The following is a 16,793-nucleotide window of genomic DNA, read 5'->3' on the forward strand; positions in this document are numbered from 1 at the left end:
TTTTACGTGATATAATCAATCTCGACATAGATTATTAACATCTTGCCCCAAGCTGCTATGGGGCAGGTGGCAAGGAGGGAGCTCCCCAATGGCTGCAAAAGTAAAGACCGGCCCGCCCGCCACGCCTACCGACAAACAGAAAAAGCGCGGCGAAACCCTGAAACTGATGAGGAGAAACTATGAACTGTATATCTTCCTCATACCGGCCGTGGTGTTTGTTATACTGTTTATGTATATGCCGCTGTACGGCCTGCAGATCGCCTTTAAAAACTACCGGCCCGGCACCGGCATTTGGGAAAGCGCCTGGGTGGGGCTGAAGTGGTTTAAGCAGTTCTTCGCCACGCCACGCTGCTGGGAGATCATTAGCAACACCCTGACCATCAGCATTTACAGCCTGGTGGCGGGGTTCCCCTTCCCGATCATCCTGGCGATTATTTTGAACTATGTAAAAAACCTGAAGTTTAAGAAATTTGCCCAGACCGTGACCTATATGCCCTACTTCATCTCCACCGTGGTACTGGTGGCCATGATGCAACTGTTCTTCTCGCCCAGCAGCGGTTTTGTTAACACCATCATCAAAGCGTTTGGGGGCGAGGCCATTTACTTTATGGGCATTTCCAACTTGTTCCCCCATATGTATGTGTGGTCGGGCATCTGGCAGAGCATGGGGTACAGTTCCATTATCTACATAGCGGCCCTTTCCGGGGTGAGCCCGGAACTGCATGAATCGGCGGTGATTGACGGGGCCAACATCTTACAACGCATCTGGCATATTGACATACCCACCATTTTGCCCACCATGATTATCCTGTTGATTATGAGCCTGGGCAATGTGATGAATGTGGGCTACGAGAAGGTATTCCTGATGCAGAACGACCTGATTGCGGATGTGTCGGAGATCATTTCTACCTATGTGTACAAGATCGGCCTTGTAAGTAACCAGTTCAGCTTTTCCACTGCCATTGGCCTGATGAACAACCTGATCAACTTCACCATCCTGGTTGCCGCCAATAAGATCTCCAACAAGATCTTTGGCTCCGGCCTGTGGTAAGGAGGGAAACATACTATGGCGAGAAACCCTAACGCGATCAAAGAACCTGCCTTTGACCGGGCCTTTTATATGATCACCTTTATTTTGCTGCTGCTGCTGCTGGTGGTCATTATCTACCCCCTGTGGTTTGTGCTGATGGCCTCCTTCTCGGACGCCCAGTATGTGAACAACGGTACCATTTTGCTGTACCCCCGTGGCTTTACCTGGCTGGGCTATGAACGTACCCTACAGGACCCGAAAATCTGGATGGGCTACGGCAATACCATCCTTTACACGGTGGGCGGTACGGTGATCGGCACTTTTTGCACGGTGCTGGCGGGCTATGCCCTTTCCCGGAATGACCTGCCGGGAGCTGGGATTATTATGAAAGCCTTTGTGTTTACCATGTACTTCCAGGGCGGCATGATCCCCTTCTATATCATTATCAACAACCTGCACTTATATAATACCCGGTTCCTGATGGTGATCATCAGTTGTATTTCGGTGTATAACATTATATTGGTGCGCTCTTACTGCGCCTCTACGCTGCCGAAAGACCTGTTTGAGGCGGCCTCCATTGATGGCTGCGGCAACACGCGGTTTATGTTCCAGATCGTATTCCCGCTTTCCAAAGCCATTGTGGCGGTGATTGCCCTGTACATAGCGGTGGGCTACTGGAACTCCTACTTCTATCCTATGATCTTCCTGAGCGACTACAACAAGTTGCCGTTGCAGAACGTGCTGCGGGAGATCCTGCTGGTAGCCAACATGAACACGGCGGATACGGGCACAGACCCTATGGCCGCCCAGCGGCTGGCCCAGATGAGCAGCGTGATCAAGTACTCGGCGATTGTGATCTCGACGGTGCCTATCATCTGCGTGTACCCGTTTATCCAGAAGTACTTTGTGCAGGGCGTTATGATCGGCTCTATCAAGGGCTGACGGGCCGCCCGGCCCCCTATGGCCGTTAAGCCGCGCCGGGCTGCCCCGGCGGAGGCTGTCGGATAAACACGTCTTGCAAAAGACGAAAACCAAAATTCTCTGTATCAAGGAGGAAAACCATGAAAAAAATTCTTGCACTGCTGCTGTGCCTGGCCCTGATGGCCACGGTACTGGCAGCCTGCGGCGGGGACAGCGGGTCTTCCAGCTCGTCCGCGGCGCCTGAGTCTTCATCCCAGACGGAAAGCTCTGAGGCAGGCGACGACGCCAGCGAGCCGGAGAGCAGCGACGCCGGGGAGCCCTCTGGCGAAGCGGTGAACGGGACCAACCCCGGTACGGCTCTGCCTATTGTCAACGAGCCTGTGACGCTGAAGATCGCCAAAGAGCGGCATATGCTGGACACCACCAAGAGCTACAACGAGAAGGCCAGCTTTAAGAACATTACCGAGGAAACCGGCCTGACCTTGGAGTTTGTGGAACTGGCTGCCGGTACTGCCGCTGAGAAAGTGCCCCTGATGCTGGCCGGCGGCGATATGCCCGACGTGTTCTGGGGGCTGCTGAGCGACGCGCAGATTTTGCAGAACGAGGACCAGTTGGTTAAGCTGGAGGGGATGCTGGACACCTTTGCCCCCAACTGCATGAAAACCTACAGCGAACTGGGCATTGACTGGCGGACCATCGCCACCACCCCCAGCAACCACATCTACGGTATGCTGGGCCGGTATGAGTCTTTGTACGAGAACACCGGTGACGGCATCCAGATCATCAACAAGAAGTGGCTGGACGCGGTGGGCAAGGAAGTGCCCACCACCCTGGACGAGTACTATGAAGTGCTGAAGGCCTTTAAAGAGGGCGACCCCAACGGCAACGGCCAGGCGGATGAGATCCCCTACTGCTTTGCGGAGGATATGTGGTGCGCTTCCATCACCAATGACATTGGCATTTGGGGCATTGGCAACGGCTACGGCGACACCAACTCCAACTTCCATATCCGCGACGGCAAGGTGAGCCCCACGGTGAATACCCCCGAATACCGGGAGTACCTGGAGTTCTTCCACAAGCTGTATGCAGAGGGCCTGATTGACGCGGAAGGTTTCTCTCAGAACACCGAGGTGTTCTCCAACAAGATCAAGAACAACCAGGTAGGTACCTACTATAGCTGGACTGCTTTGGAGTACCTCTCCAGCGAGCAGGAGAAGGATTGGGTCGTGCTGCCCACCCTGTCTGCCAAAGAGGGCGTACAGCCGGTTGCCAACGGCGAAGTGGACCGGTCTACCATCCAGAAGAACAAGTGGGTTATTACCACCCAGTGCGAGCACCCCGAAGCCGCCCTGCGGCTGTGGGACTACCTGGCCCGCGACGCGGAGAGCAAGATGACCGTTGCCATAGGCGAGAAGGGCACCCTGTGGGACGAGTACGAGGATGGCAGCGGCTACTACTTTGTAGTGCCTGAGAACACCAGCCCCGAATACACCTTTGAGCACATGAAGTACACCCTGGGCACCGTAAATGACCCCCCGCTGATGACCAAGGCCGAGACCCCCAAGAACGACGGGGATATCTCCCCTGCTGCGGCGCTGCGCGACAAGATGGTTGCCGAGGTTGACAAGGACTTTGTGCCCAAGAGCGGCCAGTTGCCCCAGGCCTATGTGAGCCCTGATGCGATCGACGAGCGTTCCTTTATTGAAACAGATCTGAAAGCCTATATCAAGCAGTTCCGTTCGCAGGCCATTATGGACGGCTTTGATGACGCTACCTGGGATGCTTACTGCAAGCGTTTGGACGATTTGCAGTATGGCGCCTGGTTGCAGTGGTACCAGGACTTTATGGATGGCAAACTGTAAAGAATAAGGCTTTACAATCATAGCTATCAACCGCCGCCCGGAGGGTCAGGAACCTGCCCTTCGGGCGGCGTTCCTTGATAGCGTGGCATCGGCAAAAAATATACGCCGAGAAAGGAAAAGTACCTATGAAAACCCCTTTTAACCGCATTTTGTATGGCGGTGACTACAACCCCAACCAGTGGCCCAGGGAGGTTTGGGAGGAGGATATGCGGCTGTTTAAGCAGGCGGGTATCAACTCTGCTACGGTGAATGTGTTCTCCTGGGCGAAATTGCAGCCTGCTGAGGAGCGCTATGATTTCTCTGAGCTGGACGACATCATTGCCATGCTCAGCCGGGAGGATATAGACATTGTGCTGGCGACCTCTACCGGGGCTATGCCTGCCTGGCTGGTGAAAAAGCACCCGGAAGTTACCAGGGTGGACTTTGAGGGCCGGCGGCATAAGTTCGGCCAGCGGCACAACCACTGCCCCAACAGCCTGGTATACCAGAAGTTTGCCGGGCAGTTGGCCGGTGAACTGGCGAAACGCTACGGCAAAAACCCCCATGTGGTCTGCTGGCACATCAACAACGAATACAACACCGGGTGCTATTGCGAAAACTGCGAGAAGGCTTTCCGGGTGTGGCTGCGGAAAAAGTATGGCAGCCTGGACGCCTTGAACGCCGCCTGGAACACGGAATTTTGGGGGCACACCTTCTACGACTGGGAGGAGATTGTGGCGCCCAATAACCTGGCCGACGGCATGGGCTCTGGCTGGACCCGGAAAACGGCTTTTGCGGGCATCTCCATTGACTATGACCGGTTCCTCTCGGACAGCCTGCTGGAAAATTATAAGCTGGAGCGGGACGCTATACGGGCGTACGACCCGGACACGCCCATTACCACCAACCTGATGGGTACCTACAAGGGGCTGGACTACTTTAAGTGGGCCAAGGAGATGGATGTGGTTTCCTGGGACAATTACCCGGCCTACAATACCCCGTGGAGTTCTACCGCCATGCGCCACGACCTGATGCGCGGGTTGAAGAATCAGCCGTTTATGCTGATGGAGCAGACCCCCAGCCAGCAGAACTGGCAGCCGTATAACTCGCTGAAACGGCCCGGCCAGATGCGGGCCCAAAGCTACCAGACCATCGCCCACGGCGGGGATACCATCCAGTTTTTCCAGTTGCGGCGGTCAAAGGGCGCCTGCGAGAAGTTCCACGGGGCGGTGATCAGCCACGCGGGCAGCGGGGATACCAGGGTGTTTAAGGAGTGCGCCCAACTGGGCGCGGAATTGCAGGCCCTGGGCACCGAACTGCTGGGCGCGGACAGCCCGGCAGAGGTGGGCATCCTGTTTGACTGGGACAACTATTGGGCGCTGGAATATACCAGCGGACCCAATGTGGACCTGAAGTATGTGGACCAGATTCACCAGTATTACCGGTACTTCTACGAGCGGCATATACCGGTGGATATGGTGCCGGTGGACGGGGACTTCAGCAAGTATAAGGCCATTGTGGCCCCGGTACTATACATGGTGAAGGAGGGCATGGCCCAGGCCCTGGAGCAGTATGTGGAAAACGGCGGCACGCTGGTATCGGGCTTTATGAGCGGCATTGTGGACCAGAGCGACAATGTGCACCTGGGCGGGTACCCGGGGCCGCTGCGCAGGATGTGCGGGCTGTGGGCCGAGGAGATAGACGCCCTGGCCCCGGAACAGACCAATACCATGCTGTTCCCGGACGGCAGCCAGTGCAAGTGCAGCCTGGTGTGCGACTTGATCCGCCTGGAGGGCGCGGAGCCTTTGGCCAGCTATGGCGAGGACTTTTACGCCGGTATGCCTGCCGCTACAAAGAACCGGTTTGGCAAGGGGGCGGTATACTATGTGGGCACCCAGCCTGACGGGTCGGGGCTGGCAAAGCTGCTGAACGGTTTTGTGGCCGACGCGGGGGTATGCTCGATTATGGAGGAGAATACCAGCCTGGAGGTGACCCGCCGGGTGAAAGAGGGGAAGGAATTCTGGTTCCTGATGAACTTTACGGGGGAGGATCAGCCTTTGCCGGAGAGTTTCCAGGGGGAGAAGGATATCCTGACCGGGGAAGTGGCCCCGGCGGTACTGAAACCCTATGATACTTTGCTGATCAAGCGCTAAAAGAACAAAAAGAGGCTGGCTGCCATTTGGCAGCCAGCCTCTTTTATGCGGAAAAACGTGGGAAGTAAGGGGGATGGGGGCGCTAATAGCGGCAGTCGAAGTGGAGGAAACGGGCTTTGCTGCCGGCGGCACCCTGGGCGAATACCCCGAAGAAACACCCGGTAAAGGTGCCGGCCATGACCTCGGTGGAGAGGAGCTGGCTGCGGCCGTGGCCCAGCTCGATGGGCCCGCTGCCCTGGGGGCTGACAGAGAAGGTGTAACCCTGTTTGGTGCTGCTGATTTGCAGGCGCACGGCGCCGTCGCCGGGCAGGGTGACGGGCGGGGTTTCTGTGACCATGTCGCAGACGCGCTTGCGCAGCAGGACCTGCCGCTGCCCGTTTTGGGTGGTTATGAGCAGGTCGTAGTGCTGCTCGTTGGTGTGGAACACGGTAAGGCCGGACTGGGCGCCTTCCTGGGGGGAGGGCTCCAGCAGGGCGGTAACCTGGGCGTCAAACTGGCGCTGGCGTACCCCGGCAAAGGTGGGTGAGCCCAGGCTGTCCAGGTCATCGCTACAGGCGGCCAGCACCAGGCCCTGTTCAAACCGGTAGTTTTCCGGGCGGGGATTGCGCAGATGGGCCCAATCAGCCGGGAACCGGGACATTTGGGTGAAAGCGGCCGCCACGGAGAAGGGGTTTTGGGGGACAAAGCCGTCTGCGCCGGGGACAGCGCCGGGGGTATCTTGGGTGCACATTTGGGCGGTTATGGGCTTGCCGCCATTGACCACCGGCCAGCCGTCTACCCACTGGACCGGGGCCAGCATGGTTTCCCGGCCGATATGGTGTAGCTGGCCCTGGGTGGGCCGTACGGCGTGGAACAGCAGCCACCAGTTGCCCTGGCTGTCCTCTACCAGGTCGGCGTGGCCGGTGCCCTGGATGTCCACATAGCCGGGGCCGCACATCTCTTCGTAGCCGGGCATCAGGTTGCGGTGGGTGAGGATGGGGTTGTGGGGGCAGCTTTCGAAGGGGCCCCACACGTTATCGGACCGGGCGATGGTTTCCATATGGCCGTACTCGGTGCCGCCCTCGGCGATCATCAGGTAGTACAGGCCGTTGACCTTATACATATGGGGCCCCTCCGGGCACTTGCCACCGGTGCCGTACCAAATGGGCCGGGTTTCGCTCAGGCGCTTGCCGGTGTCGGGGTCCAGCTCAAACTGGCCGATGCACTGGCCGTCCGCGGCGTTGTGGGTGCCCACGTAGTAGCAGCGGCCGTCGTCATCCCAGAAGAGGGAGGGGTCGATACCCATCTGATCCAGCAGGATGGGGTCGCTCCAGGGGCCGTGGATATCGCCGGTATGGACGATGAAATTTTGGAGGGGCTGGCCTACGTTGGTGGTGATCATGTAAAAACGCCCGTTATGGTGCCGGATGGTTGGCGCGAATATCCCGCCGGAGGTGCGGCAGCCGGTAAGGGGTAGCTGGCCCTGCCGGGTGAGTACATGGCCGATTTGCTGCCAGTTGACCAGGTTGGCGCTGTGGTAGAGGGGAACCCCGGGGAAGAACTCGAAACTGCTGTTGACCAGGTAGTAGTCTGCCCCGACCCGGCAGACGCTGGGGTCCGGGTAAAAGCCGGGAATGACCGGGTTGTGATATTTCATAGCGGCGCCTCCTGTTGTGGGAGAGTTTTGTCAAATTATACCATATGGGTGGGGGGTTGTCAAGGGCGGGGCGGGGAGTGGGGATCAACCAATGGTTTAGTATTTGCAAAAACGGCGTGGTTGTATTCAACCGGCGTTTTTGGTATAATTCAACCATCAAGAGAAATGAGGTGGTGGAATGACCGGCTTATTGCAGGAAAATATTGCCGCCCTGCGCAGGGAACGGGGGCTTACCCAGGAACAACTGGGGCGGATGTTGGGGGTTTCTGCCCAGGCGGTGAGCAAGTGGGAGAAGGGCGGCGCGCCGGACGTGGAACTGCTGCCCCTGCTGGCCGAAAAGCTGGGCGTGACCATTGACGGGCTGTTTGGCCTGGATGGGGCCAAACAGCTGGACGCGGGGGAGGCGCTGGGCCGGTGGCTGCGGTCCCTGCCGGAGAGGGAGCGGATGGGGCGGCTTTGCCGCCTGGTGTGGGATCAGATAAGCTGCTTTTTGCCTAAGGGCCTGGACGTACCCAAAATGGAATACCCGAAAAGTTGCCGCACCACTGTGGAGGGCAAGGAGCAGATTATGTATACGGAGATACGCGGGGGCGGCGGGCTGCTGGTGGACGTGCACGCCGAGGATATGGCCTTTGTGACCTTGTGGCCGGAGCCGCCCCAGGGCTATGCGGCCTTCTTTGCGCCGATGGACAAGTATCGCAAGCTTTTTGCGGTGCTGGCAAAGCCCTGCTGCCTGGAACTGCTGGACAGCTTGTATTGGCGTAAATCCTATTATTTTGTCCCGCCGGTGATTGCCCGGCAGTCCGGGCTGCCGCTGGAAACAGTGACCGCGCTGCTGGAGGAACTGGAGGGGCTGGAGATTTTGTGGTCTATGAAACTGGAACTGGAAGAGGGCGAGGTAAAAGCCTATAAGCTGGCCGAGCCCCTGACTTTGGTGCCCTTTTTGCTCTCGGCCCAGGGGTTTATGGAAACCAGTTGCAACTATATGTACTTTTATGATGACGAGGACCCGTTGCTGCGGGGCGGGAAATGGAAGAAACAGGAGGATGGGGAACAATGAAAAAGCGGAGTAAAAAGAATACGGCCACTTTGACGTATTATCTTAGAAAATTCCATAGGCCGGTGATTTTGGCGGTTTTGCCGCTGCTGGCTATTTGCGGGGCACAGGCCGGGGCTTCGCTGGTGACGGCGCAGGTGTTCCAGCGGGTGTTTGAGGGGGATCTGGCCGGTATGGGCCGGTGGATGATGGTGCTGGCAGGGGTATGGCTTGGCGTAATGGGGTTTAGCGTTTTGTGGGAGTTGTTGCAGGCCCGGACGATCCGCCGGCTGAACAATGCCCTGCGGGAGGACATGGCCGCCACGCTGGCCGGTATGGGCCATCAGGCGTACCATAGCACAGCTACGGGGGAGTACCTCTCCCGGTTCACCAACGATGTGAACCAGATTGAGAACCTGGCTTGGAAACCCTTCTTTCAGTTGGTGGAGATGGGGGCTACGGCGCTGTTCAGCGTGCTGGTGTTGCTGGCCATCCACTGGTCGCTGGTACTGGCGGCACTGGTGACGACGGTGGTGATGCTGTTTGTGCCCCAGCTTTTCAACAAGCGGATGGAGCGCCTGGGGGAGGCGTGCGCCCAGGCCCAGGCCGCTGCCACTGGCAGCCTGAAAGACCTGCTTGCGGGCTGGGACGTGCTGCGTTCCTTTGGGCGGGAGAAACGCTTTTTTGACTGCGCCGGCCAGGCCAGTGAGCAGATTGAGAAACCGCGGTTCCGGCTGGCCTACAGGAAAGGGCTGGTTGGGGCCGGGGTGGGCTGCGTCAACGTGGTTTGCCAGCTACTGGTTACGGGGCTGGTGGGGCTGCTGGCCATTTGGGGCTATACCCAGGCGGGCTCTCTGGCGGCGGGTGGCAACCTTTGCGGGATGCTCTCGAATGCGCTGGGGAGTATTGCGGGGCTGCTGCTGTCCTTCTCCTCGGCCAGGCCGTTTTTTGAGAAGATCACCGTGGGCGGCAGTGGGGGCCGGGACGGGGAGGAAAGGGGCCTTGCGCCTATCAGCCAGGGGATTTCTGTAGAGGGGCTGGCTTTTCAGTATCAGGAAAGGCCGGTGCTGCGGGATGTTGACCTTGCTTTTCAAAAGGGCGGCAAGTATGCCCTGACCGGGCCCTCGGGCTGCGGAAAATCTACCCTGCTCAAGCTGCTGATGGGCTGGTTGCCGGGGTATACGGGGCGCATCTGCTGGGACGGCCGGGACATACGGGACTGCACCCCGGAACAGTTGCAGCGGCAGATGGGGTATATTGAGCAGAATGTATTCCTATTTAACGGGACGGTACGGGACAATATTACGCTGGGGGAGGCTTTTACGGAAGAGCAGCTACAAAAGGCCCTGCGGGACAGTGCCCTGGCGGGCGACCTTGCCGCCATGCCGGAGGGGCTGGATACGCCGGTGGGGGAGGAGGGGCAGAACCTTTCCGGCGGGCAGAGGCAGCGGGTGGCCATTGCCAGGGCGTTGATCCATGAGCGCTCCATCCTGCTGGTGGACGAGGGCACCAGCGCGCTGGATCAGGACAATGCGGACATGGTAGAAGAGAGCCTGCTGGCAAACCCGGACCTGACGCTGATTTTGGTAAGCCACCACCTGACGGACCGGCGGAAGGAGCAGTTTACCAGGGTGTATGAACTGCCCGGCCTGTAGGCGCCGGTCAGCGGCTAGGCGGGAACCGTACCGTGACAGTGGTGCCCGCCTCCGGGCTGCTGTGTAGGGTGATCTCCCCGTGGTGGATGATGACAGCGTGCTTGACGATGGAGAGCCCCAGGCCGGTGCCCCCGGCCTCTTTGGAACGGCTTTTATCGACCCGGTAGAAACGCTCAAAGATCCGCTCCTGCTGGTCCGGGGGGATGCCGATGCCTGTATCGCTGACCGTGAGGAGGGCGTTGCCCTCTTCGACGGCGGTGCGGACACGGACGCTGCCGCCGGGGTGGTTGTACTTAATGGCGTTATCGCAGAGGTTGTAGACGATGCTGTGCAGCAGTTGCGGGACGCCCCGCAGGGGGGCCGGCTGCCCTTCCAGGTGCAGGGAGATACCGGCGGCTTTGGCTGTGGGCTCCAGGCTGTGCAGGGCCTGGGCGGCGGTATCGTGGAGGTCCAGGGCCTCCCAGCGCATATCCTTGGCGCCTTCGTCCAGATGGGCTAGGTTGAGGACGTCCTCGACCAGGCGGACCATGCGCTGGGCCTCCCCGTAGATTTTACCGGCGAAGGGGGCGATGTCTGCCGGGCCGGCCATGCCGGTTTGCAGCAACTCGGCGTAGCCGGAAATGGCGTGCAGGGGCGTTTTTAACTCGTGGGAAACATTGGCGGTAAACTCCCGGCGAAGCTGCTCGGCTTTGTCCAACGCCGCCTGCTTTTGCTGCAAGGCGGCCGCCTGCCCTTTTAGCTGCTGCTGCTGGCTGCCAATGCGCCCCAGCAGGGGGGATAACTCCGGGTAGCCGCGGTTTTCGGTGGGGTGGTCCAGATCCAGCCGGTTTAGGGGGCTGACGATGCTTTTGGACAGGCGGTGGGCCAGGATGACGGACAGGGCCACGTCCACAACGCAGATGGCCGCCACCGGCTGGAGCATCCCAAGCATCAGCGTGAGCAGGGAACTTTGGGCGATGGAGAGGCGCAGGACTGTCCCGTCCGGCAGCAGCCGGGCGCTGTAAAGGTACCGCTGGGTCAGGGTGGCGGAGGTGCGGGTGCTGGCACCGTAGCCACCGGAGAGAGCGTCCATGACCTCTTGCCGGGCCAGATGGTTTTCCATCTCCCCGGGGCTGGTGACGCTGTCGTACAGCACGCTGCCGTCCGCGGCGATCCAGGTGATGCGGTATTGGCCGGCGGTGAGGCTTTCCAGGTACTGGCGGCCTCCGGCCTCTACGCCACGGGCGGCCAACTCGGTTTGGATTTTCAGTTGGTTCTGTTGCAGGGCGGAAAAGTAATCGTACAGCACAGAGAGGAAGAGCAGTGCGCTGGCCGTAAACACGCCCAAAGCCACCAAAAGGATGGTGCGGAAGATGCGTTTTGTCATAAGCGGCCTCCTATCCGGTAGCCCACGCCCCGTACGGTTTCGATCAGGTCGCCACAGGGGCCCAGCTTGGCCCGCAGGGTGCCGATGTGGACGTCGACCGTGCGGGTTTCGCCCACGTAACCGGCGCCCCATATTTGGGTAAGTAGCTGGCCGCGGGTGAAAACCTGGCCGGGGCTGGCCAAAAAGGTGTAAAGCAACTGGTATTCTTTCAGGGTGAGCTGTACCGGCAGACCCTCGGCTAGGACCGTGTGGGTACGGGGGTTGAGCTCGATGCTGCCGGCACACAGGGGGGCGGCCTCCCGCGGGGCTGCCCGGCGCAGCACGGCCCGGACCCGGGAAACCATCTCCATCATACCAAAGGGCTTGGCCAGGTAATCGTCCGCGCCCAGATCCAGGCCGATCACCTTGTCGTATTCCGTGCCCTTGGCGGTGGTCATAATGACCGGCAGGGACTGGGTGGCCGCGCCGGCCCGCAGCCGCTTTAAGATGGAAACGCCGTCTTCACCGGGGAGCATAATGTCCAAAAGGACCAGTTCCGGCGACTGTAGCCGGAGCGCGGCCCAAAAGGCCGGGGCATCCGGGAAACCAACGGCCTGGAAACCTGCCGCTTGCAGGGTATAGAGCATCAGGTCGCGGATGCTGCCGTCATCTTCTACACAATAGATCATTTGCCTGTATCCTCCTGATTTTGGCGGGCGGTTGGCCCGTAGGGTGGCTGGGAACCATTATACACGAAGGGGCGGGCCTGCGCTATACCGGTACGGCATATTTTTTCAGGTAGGCGGCATATTTTTCGCCAAAGGCCGGGCTGCTGTCCCGGAACTCCCGCAGGGAAGCGTGGAGGTTCATGGTTTGGGCGGACATATCCATGACGCAGCCGGCAATGTTGGAGCAGTGGCCGGCGGTGCGGCCCAGGTCGGTTAGGATATCGGACCACACAAAGCCCGCGCCGATGGAACAGGCGCCCTCCTGCATACGCAGGATATGGCTGGTGCGCAGTTCTTCTTGCAGGATATCAATAACCTGCTCCAGGGGCTCTACGCATACGGCGGCGTTTTGGTCGTTGGAAAGGAAGGCGGACAGGGTGTGGTCCAGGATTTCGCCAGTGGCGGCGGCGATGACTTCGAACTGGGCCTGGGCCTCCGGCGTGAAGGAGATGCCCTTGCCCCGGAGCTCTTCGGCGGAGAGCAGCAGGCCAACACTGTGGTCGGCGATGCGCTCGAAGTCGCCGATGATCTTCAAAAGCCTGGTGGCCTCCATGCTGTCGGCCGCGCTGATACGCTGGGCACTCAGGTGCACCAGATAGGTGCCGAGGATATCTTCATAGTGGTCGGTAAGGGCCTCCTTTTCCCGGACGGAATCTGCTAGGGCGGGGGAGTAGGCAGCAAAGGCGGACAGGCCCTCTTTGAGGGCGGAAACGGCGGCGCCGGCCAGCGCGGCGGCCACCTCACGGCCCTGCTCCAGCGCGATGGAGGGGGTGGCGAAAAGGCGCTCGTCCAACTCTGCTTTGCCCCCGGCATCCCTGCCGTCGGGGATCAGGCGGATGACCAGCCGCTCCAGCAGGCCGGAAAGGGGGAGCATCAGCAGGGTGCACAGCAGGTTGAAGATGGAGTGGGCCACGGCGATGCCAAACAGGGAGGCAGGGGCCTCCAGGAACGCGGGGGCCAGAAGGGCCCTGGCCAGGGAGAACACAGCCAGCCATACGGCCGTGCCGATGACATTGAAGGCCAGGTGTACCAGGGCCGCCCGCTTGGCGTTTTTATTGGCCCCCACGGAGGAGAGGATGGCTGTGACGCAGGTGCCGATGTTTTGCCCCATGATGATGGGGACAGCCGCCCCGTACGTGACCTGGCCGGTGGCGGCCAGCGCCTGTAAGATACCCACGGAAGCGGAACTGGACTGGATGATGGCCGTGAGAACCGCGCCGGCCAGCACCCCTAAGACCGGGTTTTCGAACAGGAGGAACAGGGACTGGAAACCGGGCGAGCGGCTGAGCCCGGAAACTGCGCCGGACATGGTTTCCATGCCGAACATCAGCGTGGCAAAGCCCAGCAGGATGGCGCCGGTGTCCTTTTTGCGGGGGCTTTTGCAGAACATATAGCACACAACGCCGATGAGGGCCAGGATGGGGGTGAAGGAGGAGGGCTTTAGCAGCCGCACCCAGAAGGCGTCGCTTTCGATACCGGCGAGGCTTAAGACCCAGGCGGTTACGGTGGTGCCAATGTTAGCCCCCATGATTACGTGGATGGCCTGCCGCAGGGCCATCAGCCCGGAGTTGACAAAGCCTACCACCATGACCGTGGTGGCCGAGGAACTTTGTATGACCGCCGTAACCCCCAGCCCTGTAAGCAGCCCGGCGGCCTTGCCTGTGGTAAGTTTGCCCAGGATATCCCGGAGCCGGTTGCCGGCCCGGCGTTCCAGCGCCTGTCCCATTACGCTCATGCCGAACAGGAACAGGGACAGCCCGCCCAGCATTTCCAAACCGTTAAATATGTCCATGATCTTGCTCCTTTCCATTGCTATGGTGCCCGCATAATGAAAGGATAACAATGGCAGTTCAAATCTGCTATCAAAATCATGTAAAATCTATGTAAAGTTGCGGCAGGGGCTGTGGATGGCCCCTTGCCAAAACAGGCGCGGGGCCTTTTGGCCCTGCGCCTGTTTGTTATATGGCGGTCAAGCGGCGGGGTCCATCTTTTTGGCTTTGTGGATCCATTTGCCGCTTTTCAGCCGGAATACCAGCCATACGGATTTGATGATAAAGTCGATGCGCAGGGCGATGAGCACCCAGGCCGCGGGCAGGTGCAGCACCAGCCCGGCCAGCGCCCCCAGCGGCACCGAGGCCACCCACTGGAAGATAATGTCCGCCACCATAAGGAACTTGGTGTCGCCGCCGCCCCGGAGAATGCCCTTGGACAGGGCGCTTTGTACGGCCTGGAAGAATACGATGACAGCGCTGGCCTCCATCATGCGGATGGTGATATCCACCGTGGAGGGGGCGATCTCATAGAGGCCGATGGACCATTCGCCCAGGACCAGCACCAAAATGCCGCCGAATATGCCGATGAATACCGAGAGGATCAGGAAAGTCCAACCCTCTTTCTGGGCCCGCTCAAATTCACCCTCGCCTACGGTTTGGCCGATAATGACCCCGGCGGCACTGGTGGCCCCCTGGATGGCTACGGTGGCCATCCGGTCCATGACCGTGACAATGGCGTAGGCGGAAACGATCTCTTTGCCCATGTGGCCCAGGATGATGGAGATCATGCTGGCGGCCAGGGCCAGGAGGGAGTCGGAGATAATGGCGGGCATACCCAGCCGCCGGAACTCGCCCAGCAGGGCTTTGCCGGGCAGGCGCAACAGGCCCCGCACCTGGTATTGGAGCACCTTTTCGTATTTCAGCAGGTAGATGGCGCAGAAGAGGAACTCTACCGCCCGGGCAATCAGCGTGCCCACAGCCGCGCCCATGACCCCTAAGGCGGGCGCGCCCAGCTTGCCGAAGATGAATATGTAGTTGGCGCCAATATTGACCACAAAGGACGCGATGGATACATACAGCCCCAGCTTGGCGTTGCCTATGGAGCGTAGCACATTGCTGAGCACCAGGCTGATGCCGTGGGGCAGGTAGATCAGCGCCGTGACCCGCAGGTACTGGGCACCCAGTTCGATGACGTCCTCTTCGGTGGTAAAGATGCCCATGATCTGGGTGGGCAGCAGGAACGTTACCAGCGCGAAAGCTGCGCCGCCGATGATAACGATTTGCAAAACCAGGTCAAATACCCGGCGGACGGTTTTTAGGTCTTTGGCCCCGAAATACTGGCTGGAAAGTACCAGTCCCGCCGCGCTGATGCCCATGCACAGGAACACGAAGATGTTGTAAAACTGGTTGGCCAGGCTGGAGGCGGAAATGGACGCCTCCCCCAGCTTGCCTACCATGATGGTGTCCATCATGTTTACGCCCTGGTTGATGATGGACTGGAACACGATGGGGATCAGGATAACGACCACTTTCCGGTAGAACCCTTTGTCCCGTACCCAGTATTTGTCCAGCCAGCTTGCCTGTGTGCCGCTCAAGAGCGCCATCCCCTTTTTTTCATAAACTTCCCTCCTGGATGTGATGTGCGCAGGGCGGAAGGCGTCCCGGAAAAACGCGAAACTGCCTTTCAGCCTACGTTGCATACCCCTATTATACACGCTTTTTTGTGAAAAGACAAGAAAGCCGGTGTTTTTTATCCCGCCAGGCGGGGAGTGGGAGATACAGGGGATAGGAAAGTGGCGGAAGTTTCTGCGTTTTGTAATGGATATGGATTGACAAAGAGCTAGAAATATATTACAATGTATATACTATATGAGGCAAAGAGGGGGTGTAAAGGGGGGAATGGGGGGCGCATAAAGTTTTTTCTGTTCCCTGTAACCGTTTCGGGGATCCCTGTATTCTTTCGTGTAGATGGAGATGGAAAAAGAGGAGGCTTAACTATGTGTGTACTACAGGCGGAAAACATTACCTATGTCTACCAGAGCAAATACCAGAAGGTGCAGGCCCTGACGGATGTAAGCTGTAGCTTTGAGGCGGGGAAGTTCTATGCCATTGTGGGCCAGTCCGGCAGCGGCAAGACCACCCTGCTTTCTATGCTGGCGGGGCTGGGGACACCCGATGAGGGCCGGGTAATGGCCCAGGGCCAGCCGGTGGGGGGGATTGGCAGCGAGCGCCACCGGCGGGAAAATGTGGCGGTGATCTACCAGGCTTTTAACCTGTTTCCCCACCTGACCATCCTGGAAAACGTGATGTACCCTATGCGTATTGCCCAACACCCGGCGGCCAAGGCGAAGGCCAGGGCCAGGGAACTGCTGGGCGCCGTAGGCCTGGAGGAGGTAGACCCCCGCAAGCTGCCGGCAATGCTTTCTGGGGGGCAGCAGCAGCGGGTAGCCATTGCCCGCGCTTTAGCCAGCGACGCGAAGGTGCTGCTGGCCGACGAGCCCACCGGCAACCTGGACTCGGAGAACGGCGGGCTGGTGATAGGCCTGCTCAAGCGGCTGGCAAGGGAGGAAAACCGCTGTGTCATTGTTGTGACCCACGATTTGGGCATCGCGGCCCAGGCGAATGTGGTGTACCGTATGCGGGATGGGCGTATAGAAAAGGAAAAGGAGGGCTGAG

At 59.4% G+C, this 16,793-nt stretch carries 12 protein-coding genes; 7 read left to right on the top strand and 5 right to left on the bottom strand.

Features of this window, described 5'->3' with window-relative positions:
• The first annotated feature begins 88 nt into the window (after positions 1 to 88).
• The 4 genes from U8U01_RS04460 (at position 89) to U8U01_RS04475 (ending at position 5,945) form a co-directional block, all read left to right on the top strand.
• Positions 89 to 1,051: an ABC transporter permease gene (locus U8U01_RS04460; RefSeq protein ID WP_322170929.1), complete on the top strand. Its 963-nt coding sequence runs from the start codon at positions 89 to 91 to the stop codon at positions 1,049 to 1,051.
• A gap of 15 nt (positions 1,052 to 1,066) precedes the next feature.
• Complete coding sequence (locus tag U8U01_RS04465) at positions 1,067 to 1,972, top strand: carbohydrate ABC transporter permease (protein WP_322170932.1); 906 nt, start codon at positions 1,067 to 1,069, stop codon at positions 1,970 to 1,972.
• A gap of 119 nt (positions 1,973 to 2,091) precedes the next feature.
• Positions 2,092 to 3,813: an extracellular solute-binding protein gene (locus U8U01_RS04470; RefSeq protein WP_322170935.1), complete on the top strand. Its 1,722-nt coding sequence runs from the start codon at positions 2,092 to 2,094 to the stop codon at positions 3,811 to 3,813.
• A gap of 125 nt (positions 3,814 to 3,938) precedes the next feature.
• Complete coding sequence (locus tag U8U01_RS04475) at positions 3,939 to 5,945, top strand: beta-galactosidase (RefSeq protein WP_322170938.1); 2,007 nt, start codon at positions 3,939 to 3,941, stop codon at positions 5,943 to 5,945.
• 82 nt (positions 5,946 to 6,027) lie between these two features.
• Here U8U01_RS04475 and U8U01_RS04480 read toward each other — a convergent pair whose 3' ends face one another.
• Positions 6,028 to 7,581, bottom strand: coding sequence for a glycoside hydrolase family 43 protein (locus U8U01_RS04480; RefSeq protein ID WP_322170941.1), 1,554 nt, complete (start codon positions 7,579 to 7,581; stop codon positions 6,028 to 6,030).
• 178 nt (positions 7,582 to 7,759) lie between these two features.
• Here U8U01_RS04480 and U8U01_RS04485 point away from each other — a divergent pair, with 178 nt between their 5' ends.
• Together U8U01_RS04485 and U8U01_RS04490 are read left to right on the top strand one after the other, a co-directional pair.
• Positions 7,760 to 8,641: a helix-turn-helix transcriptional regulator gene (locus tag U8U01_RS04485; RefSeq protein ID WP_322170942.1), complete on the top strand. Its 882-nt coding sequence runs from the start codon at positions 7,760 to 7,762 to the stop codon at positions 8,639 to 8,641.
• The gene (locus tag U8U01_RS04490; RefSeq protein ID WP_322170944.1) at positions 8,638 to 10,272 is read left to right on the top strand and encodes an ABC transporter ATP-binding protein; all 1,635 of its coding nucleotides are present in this window, start codon (positions 8,638 to 8,640) and stop codon (positions 10,270 to 10,272) included. The genes U8U01_RS04485 and U8U01_RS04490 overlap by 4 nt, the downstream gene beginning before the upstream one ends.
• Before the next feature lie 7 nt (positions 10,273 to 10,279).
• Here U8U01_RS04490 and U8U01_RS04495 read toward each other — a convergent pair whose 3' ends face one another.
• From U8U01_RS04495 to U8U01_RS04510, 4 genes are all read right to left on the bottom strand, one after another.
• Entirely contained in the window at positions 10,280 to 11,638 is a 1,359-nt protein-coding gene (locus U8U01_RS04495) for a sensor histidine kinase (protein ID WP_322170947.1), read from the bottom strand.
• Complete coding sequence (locus U8U01_RS04500) at positions 11,635 to 12,306, bottom strand: winged helix-turn-helix domain-containing protein (protein ID WP_322170950.1); 672 nt, start codon at positions 12,304 to 12,306, stop codon at positions 11,635 to 11,637. Before U8U01_RS04500 ends, U8U01_RS04495 begins: the two co-directional genes overlap by 4 nt.
• An 82-nt stretch (positions 12,307 to 12,388) precedes the next feature.
• Positions 12,389 to 14,137 carry a Na/Pi cotransporter family protein gene (locus U8U01_RS04505; RefSeq protein ID WP_322170953.1) on the bottom strand — a complete coding sequence of 583 codons (1,749 nt, stop codon included), beginning with the start codon at positions 14,135 to 14,137 and terminating at the stop codon, positions 12,389 to 12,391.
• A gap of 177 nt (positions 14,138 to 14,314) precedes the next feature.
• On the bottom strand, positions 14,315 to 15,712 hold the full coding sequence (locus U8U01_RS04510; protein ID WP_322170956.1) for an MATE family efflux transporter: 1,398 nt from the start codon (positions 15,710 to 15,712) through the stop codon (positions 14,315 to 14,317).
• Positions 15,713 to 16,114: 402 nt separating this feature from the next.
• Here U8U01_RS04510 and U8U01_RS04515 point away from each other — a divergent pair, with 402 nt between their 5' ends.
• Positions 16,115 to 16,792 carry an ABC transporter ATP-binding protein gene (locus U8U01_RS04515; RefSeq protein ID WP_322170959.1) on the top strand — a complete coding sequence of 226 codons (678 nt, stop codon included), beginning with the start codon at positions 16,115 to 16,117 and terminating at the stop codon, positions 16,790 to 16,792.
• Position 16,793: the final 1 nt, after the last annotated feature.

Origin of the sequence: Acutalibacter caecimuris, from assembly GCF_034335085.1 — a bacterium.
Classification (GTDB): Bacteria; Bacillota; Clostridia; order Oscillospirales; family Acutalibacteraceae; genus Acutalibacter; species Acutalibacter caecimuris.

What these genes read in the sequence shown, in the direction of transcription:
- U8U01_RS04480 (WP_322170941.1), bottom strand. Translation starts at nt 7,581, where the DNA reads ATGAAATATCACAACCCGGTCATTCCCGGCTTTTACCCGGACCCCAGC.
- U8U01_RS04470 (WP_322170935.1), top strand. Translation starts at nt 2,092, where the DNA reads ATGAAAAAAATTCTTGCACTGCTGCTGTGCCTGGCCCTGATGGCCACG.
- U8U01_RS04505 (WP_322170953.1), bottom strand. Translation starts at nt 14,137, where the DNA reads ATGGACATATTTAACGGTTTGGAAATGCTGGGCGGGCTGTCCCTGTTC.
- U8U01_RS04460 (WP_322170929.1), top strand. Translation starts at nt 89, where the DNA reads ATGGCTGCAAAAGTAAAGACCGGCCCGCCCGCCACGCCTACCGACAAA.
- U8U01_RS04495 (WP_322170947.1), bottom strand. Translation starts at nt 11,638, where the DNA reads ATGACAAAACGCATCTTCCGCACCATCCTTTTGGTGGCTTTGGGCGTG.
- U8U01_RS04500 (WP_322170950.1), bottom strand. Translation starts at nt 12,306, where the DNA reads ATGATCTATTGTGTAGAAGATGACGGCAGCATCCGCGACCTGATGCTC.
- U8U01_RS04485 (WP_322170942.1), top strand. Translation starts at nt 7,760, where the DNA reads ATGACCGGCTTATTGCAGGAAAATATTGCCGCCCTGCGCAGGGAACGG.
- U8U01_RS04475 (WP_322170938.1), top strand. Translation starts at nt 3,939, where the DNA reads ATGAAAACCCCTTTTAACCGCATTTTGTATGGCGGTGACTACAACCCC.
- U8U01_RS04490 (WP_322170944.1), top strand. Translation starts at nt 8,638, where the DNA reads ATGAAAAAGCGGAGTAAAAAGAATACGGCCACTTTGACGTATTATCTT.
- U8U01_RS04515 (WP_322170959.1), top strand. Translation starts at nt 16,115, where the DNA reads ATGTGTGTACTACAGGCGGAAAACATTACCTATGTCTACCAGAGCAAA.
- U8U01_RS04465 (WP_322170932.1), top strand. Translation starts at nt 1,067, where the DNA reads ATGGCGAGAAACCCTAACGCGATCAAAGAACCTGCCTTTGACCGGGCC.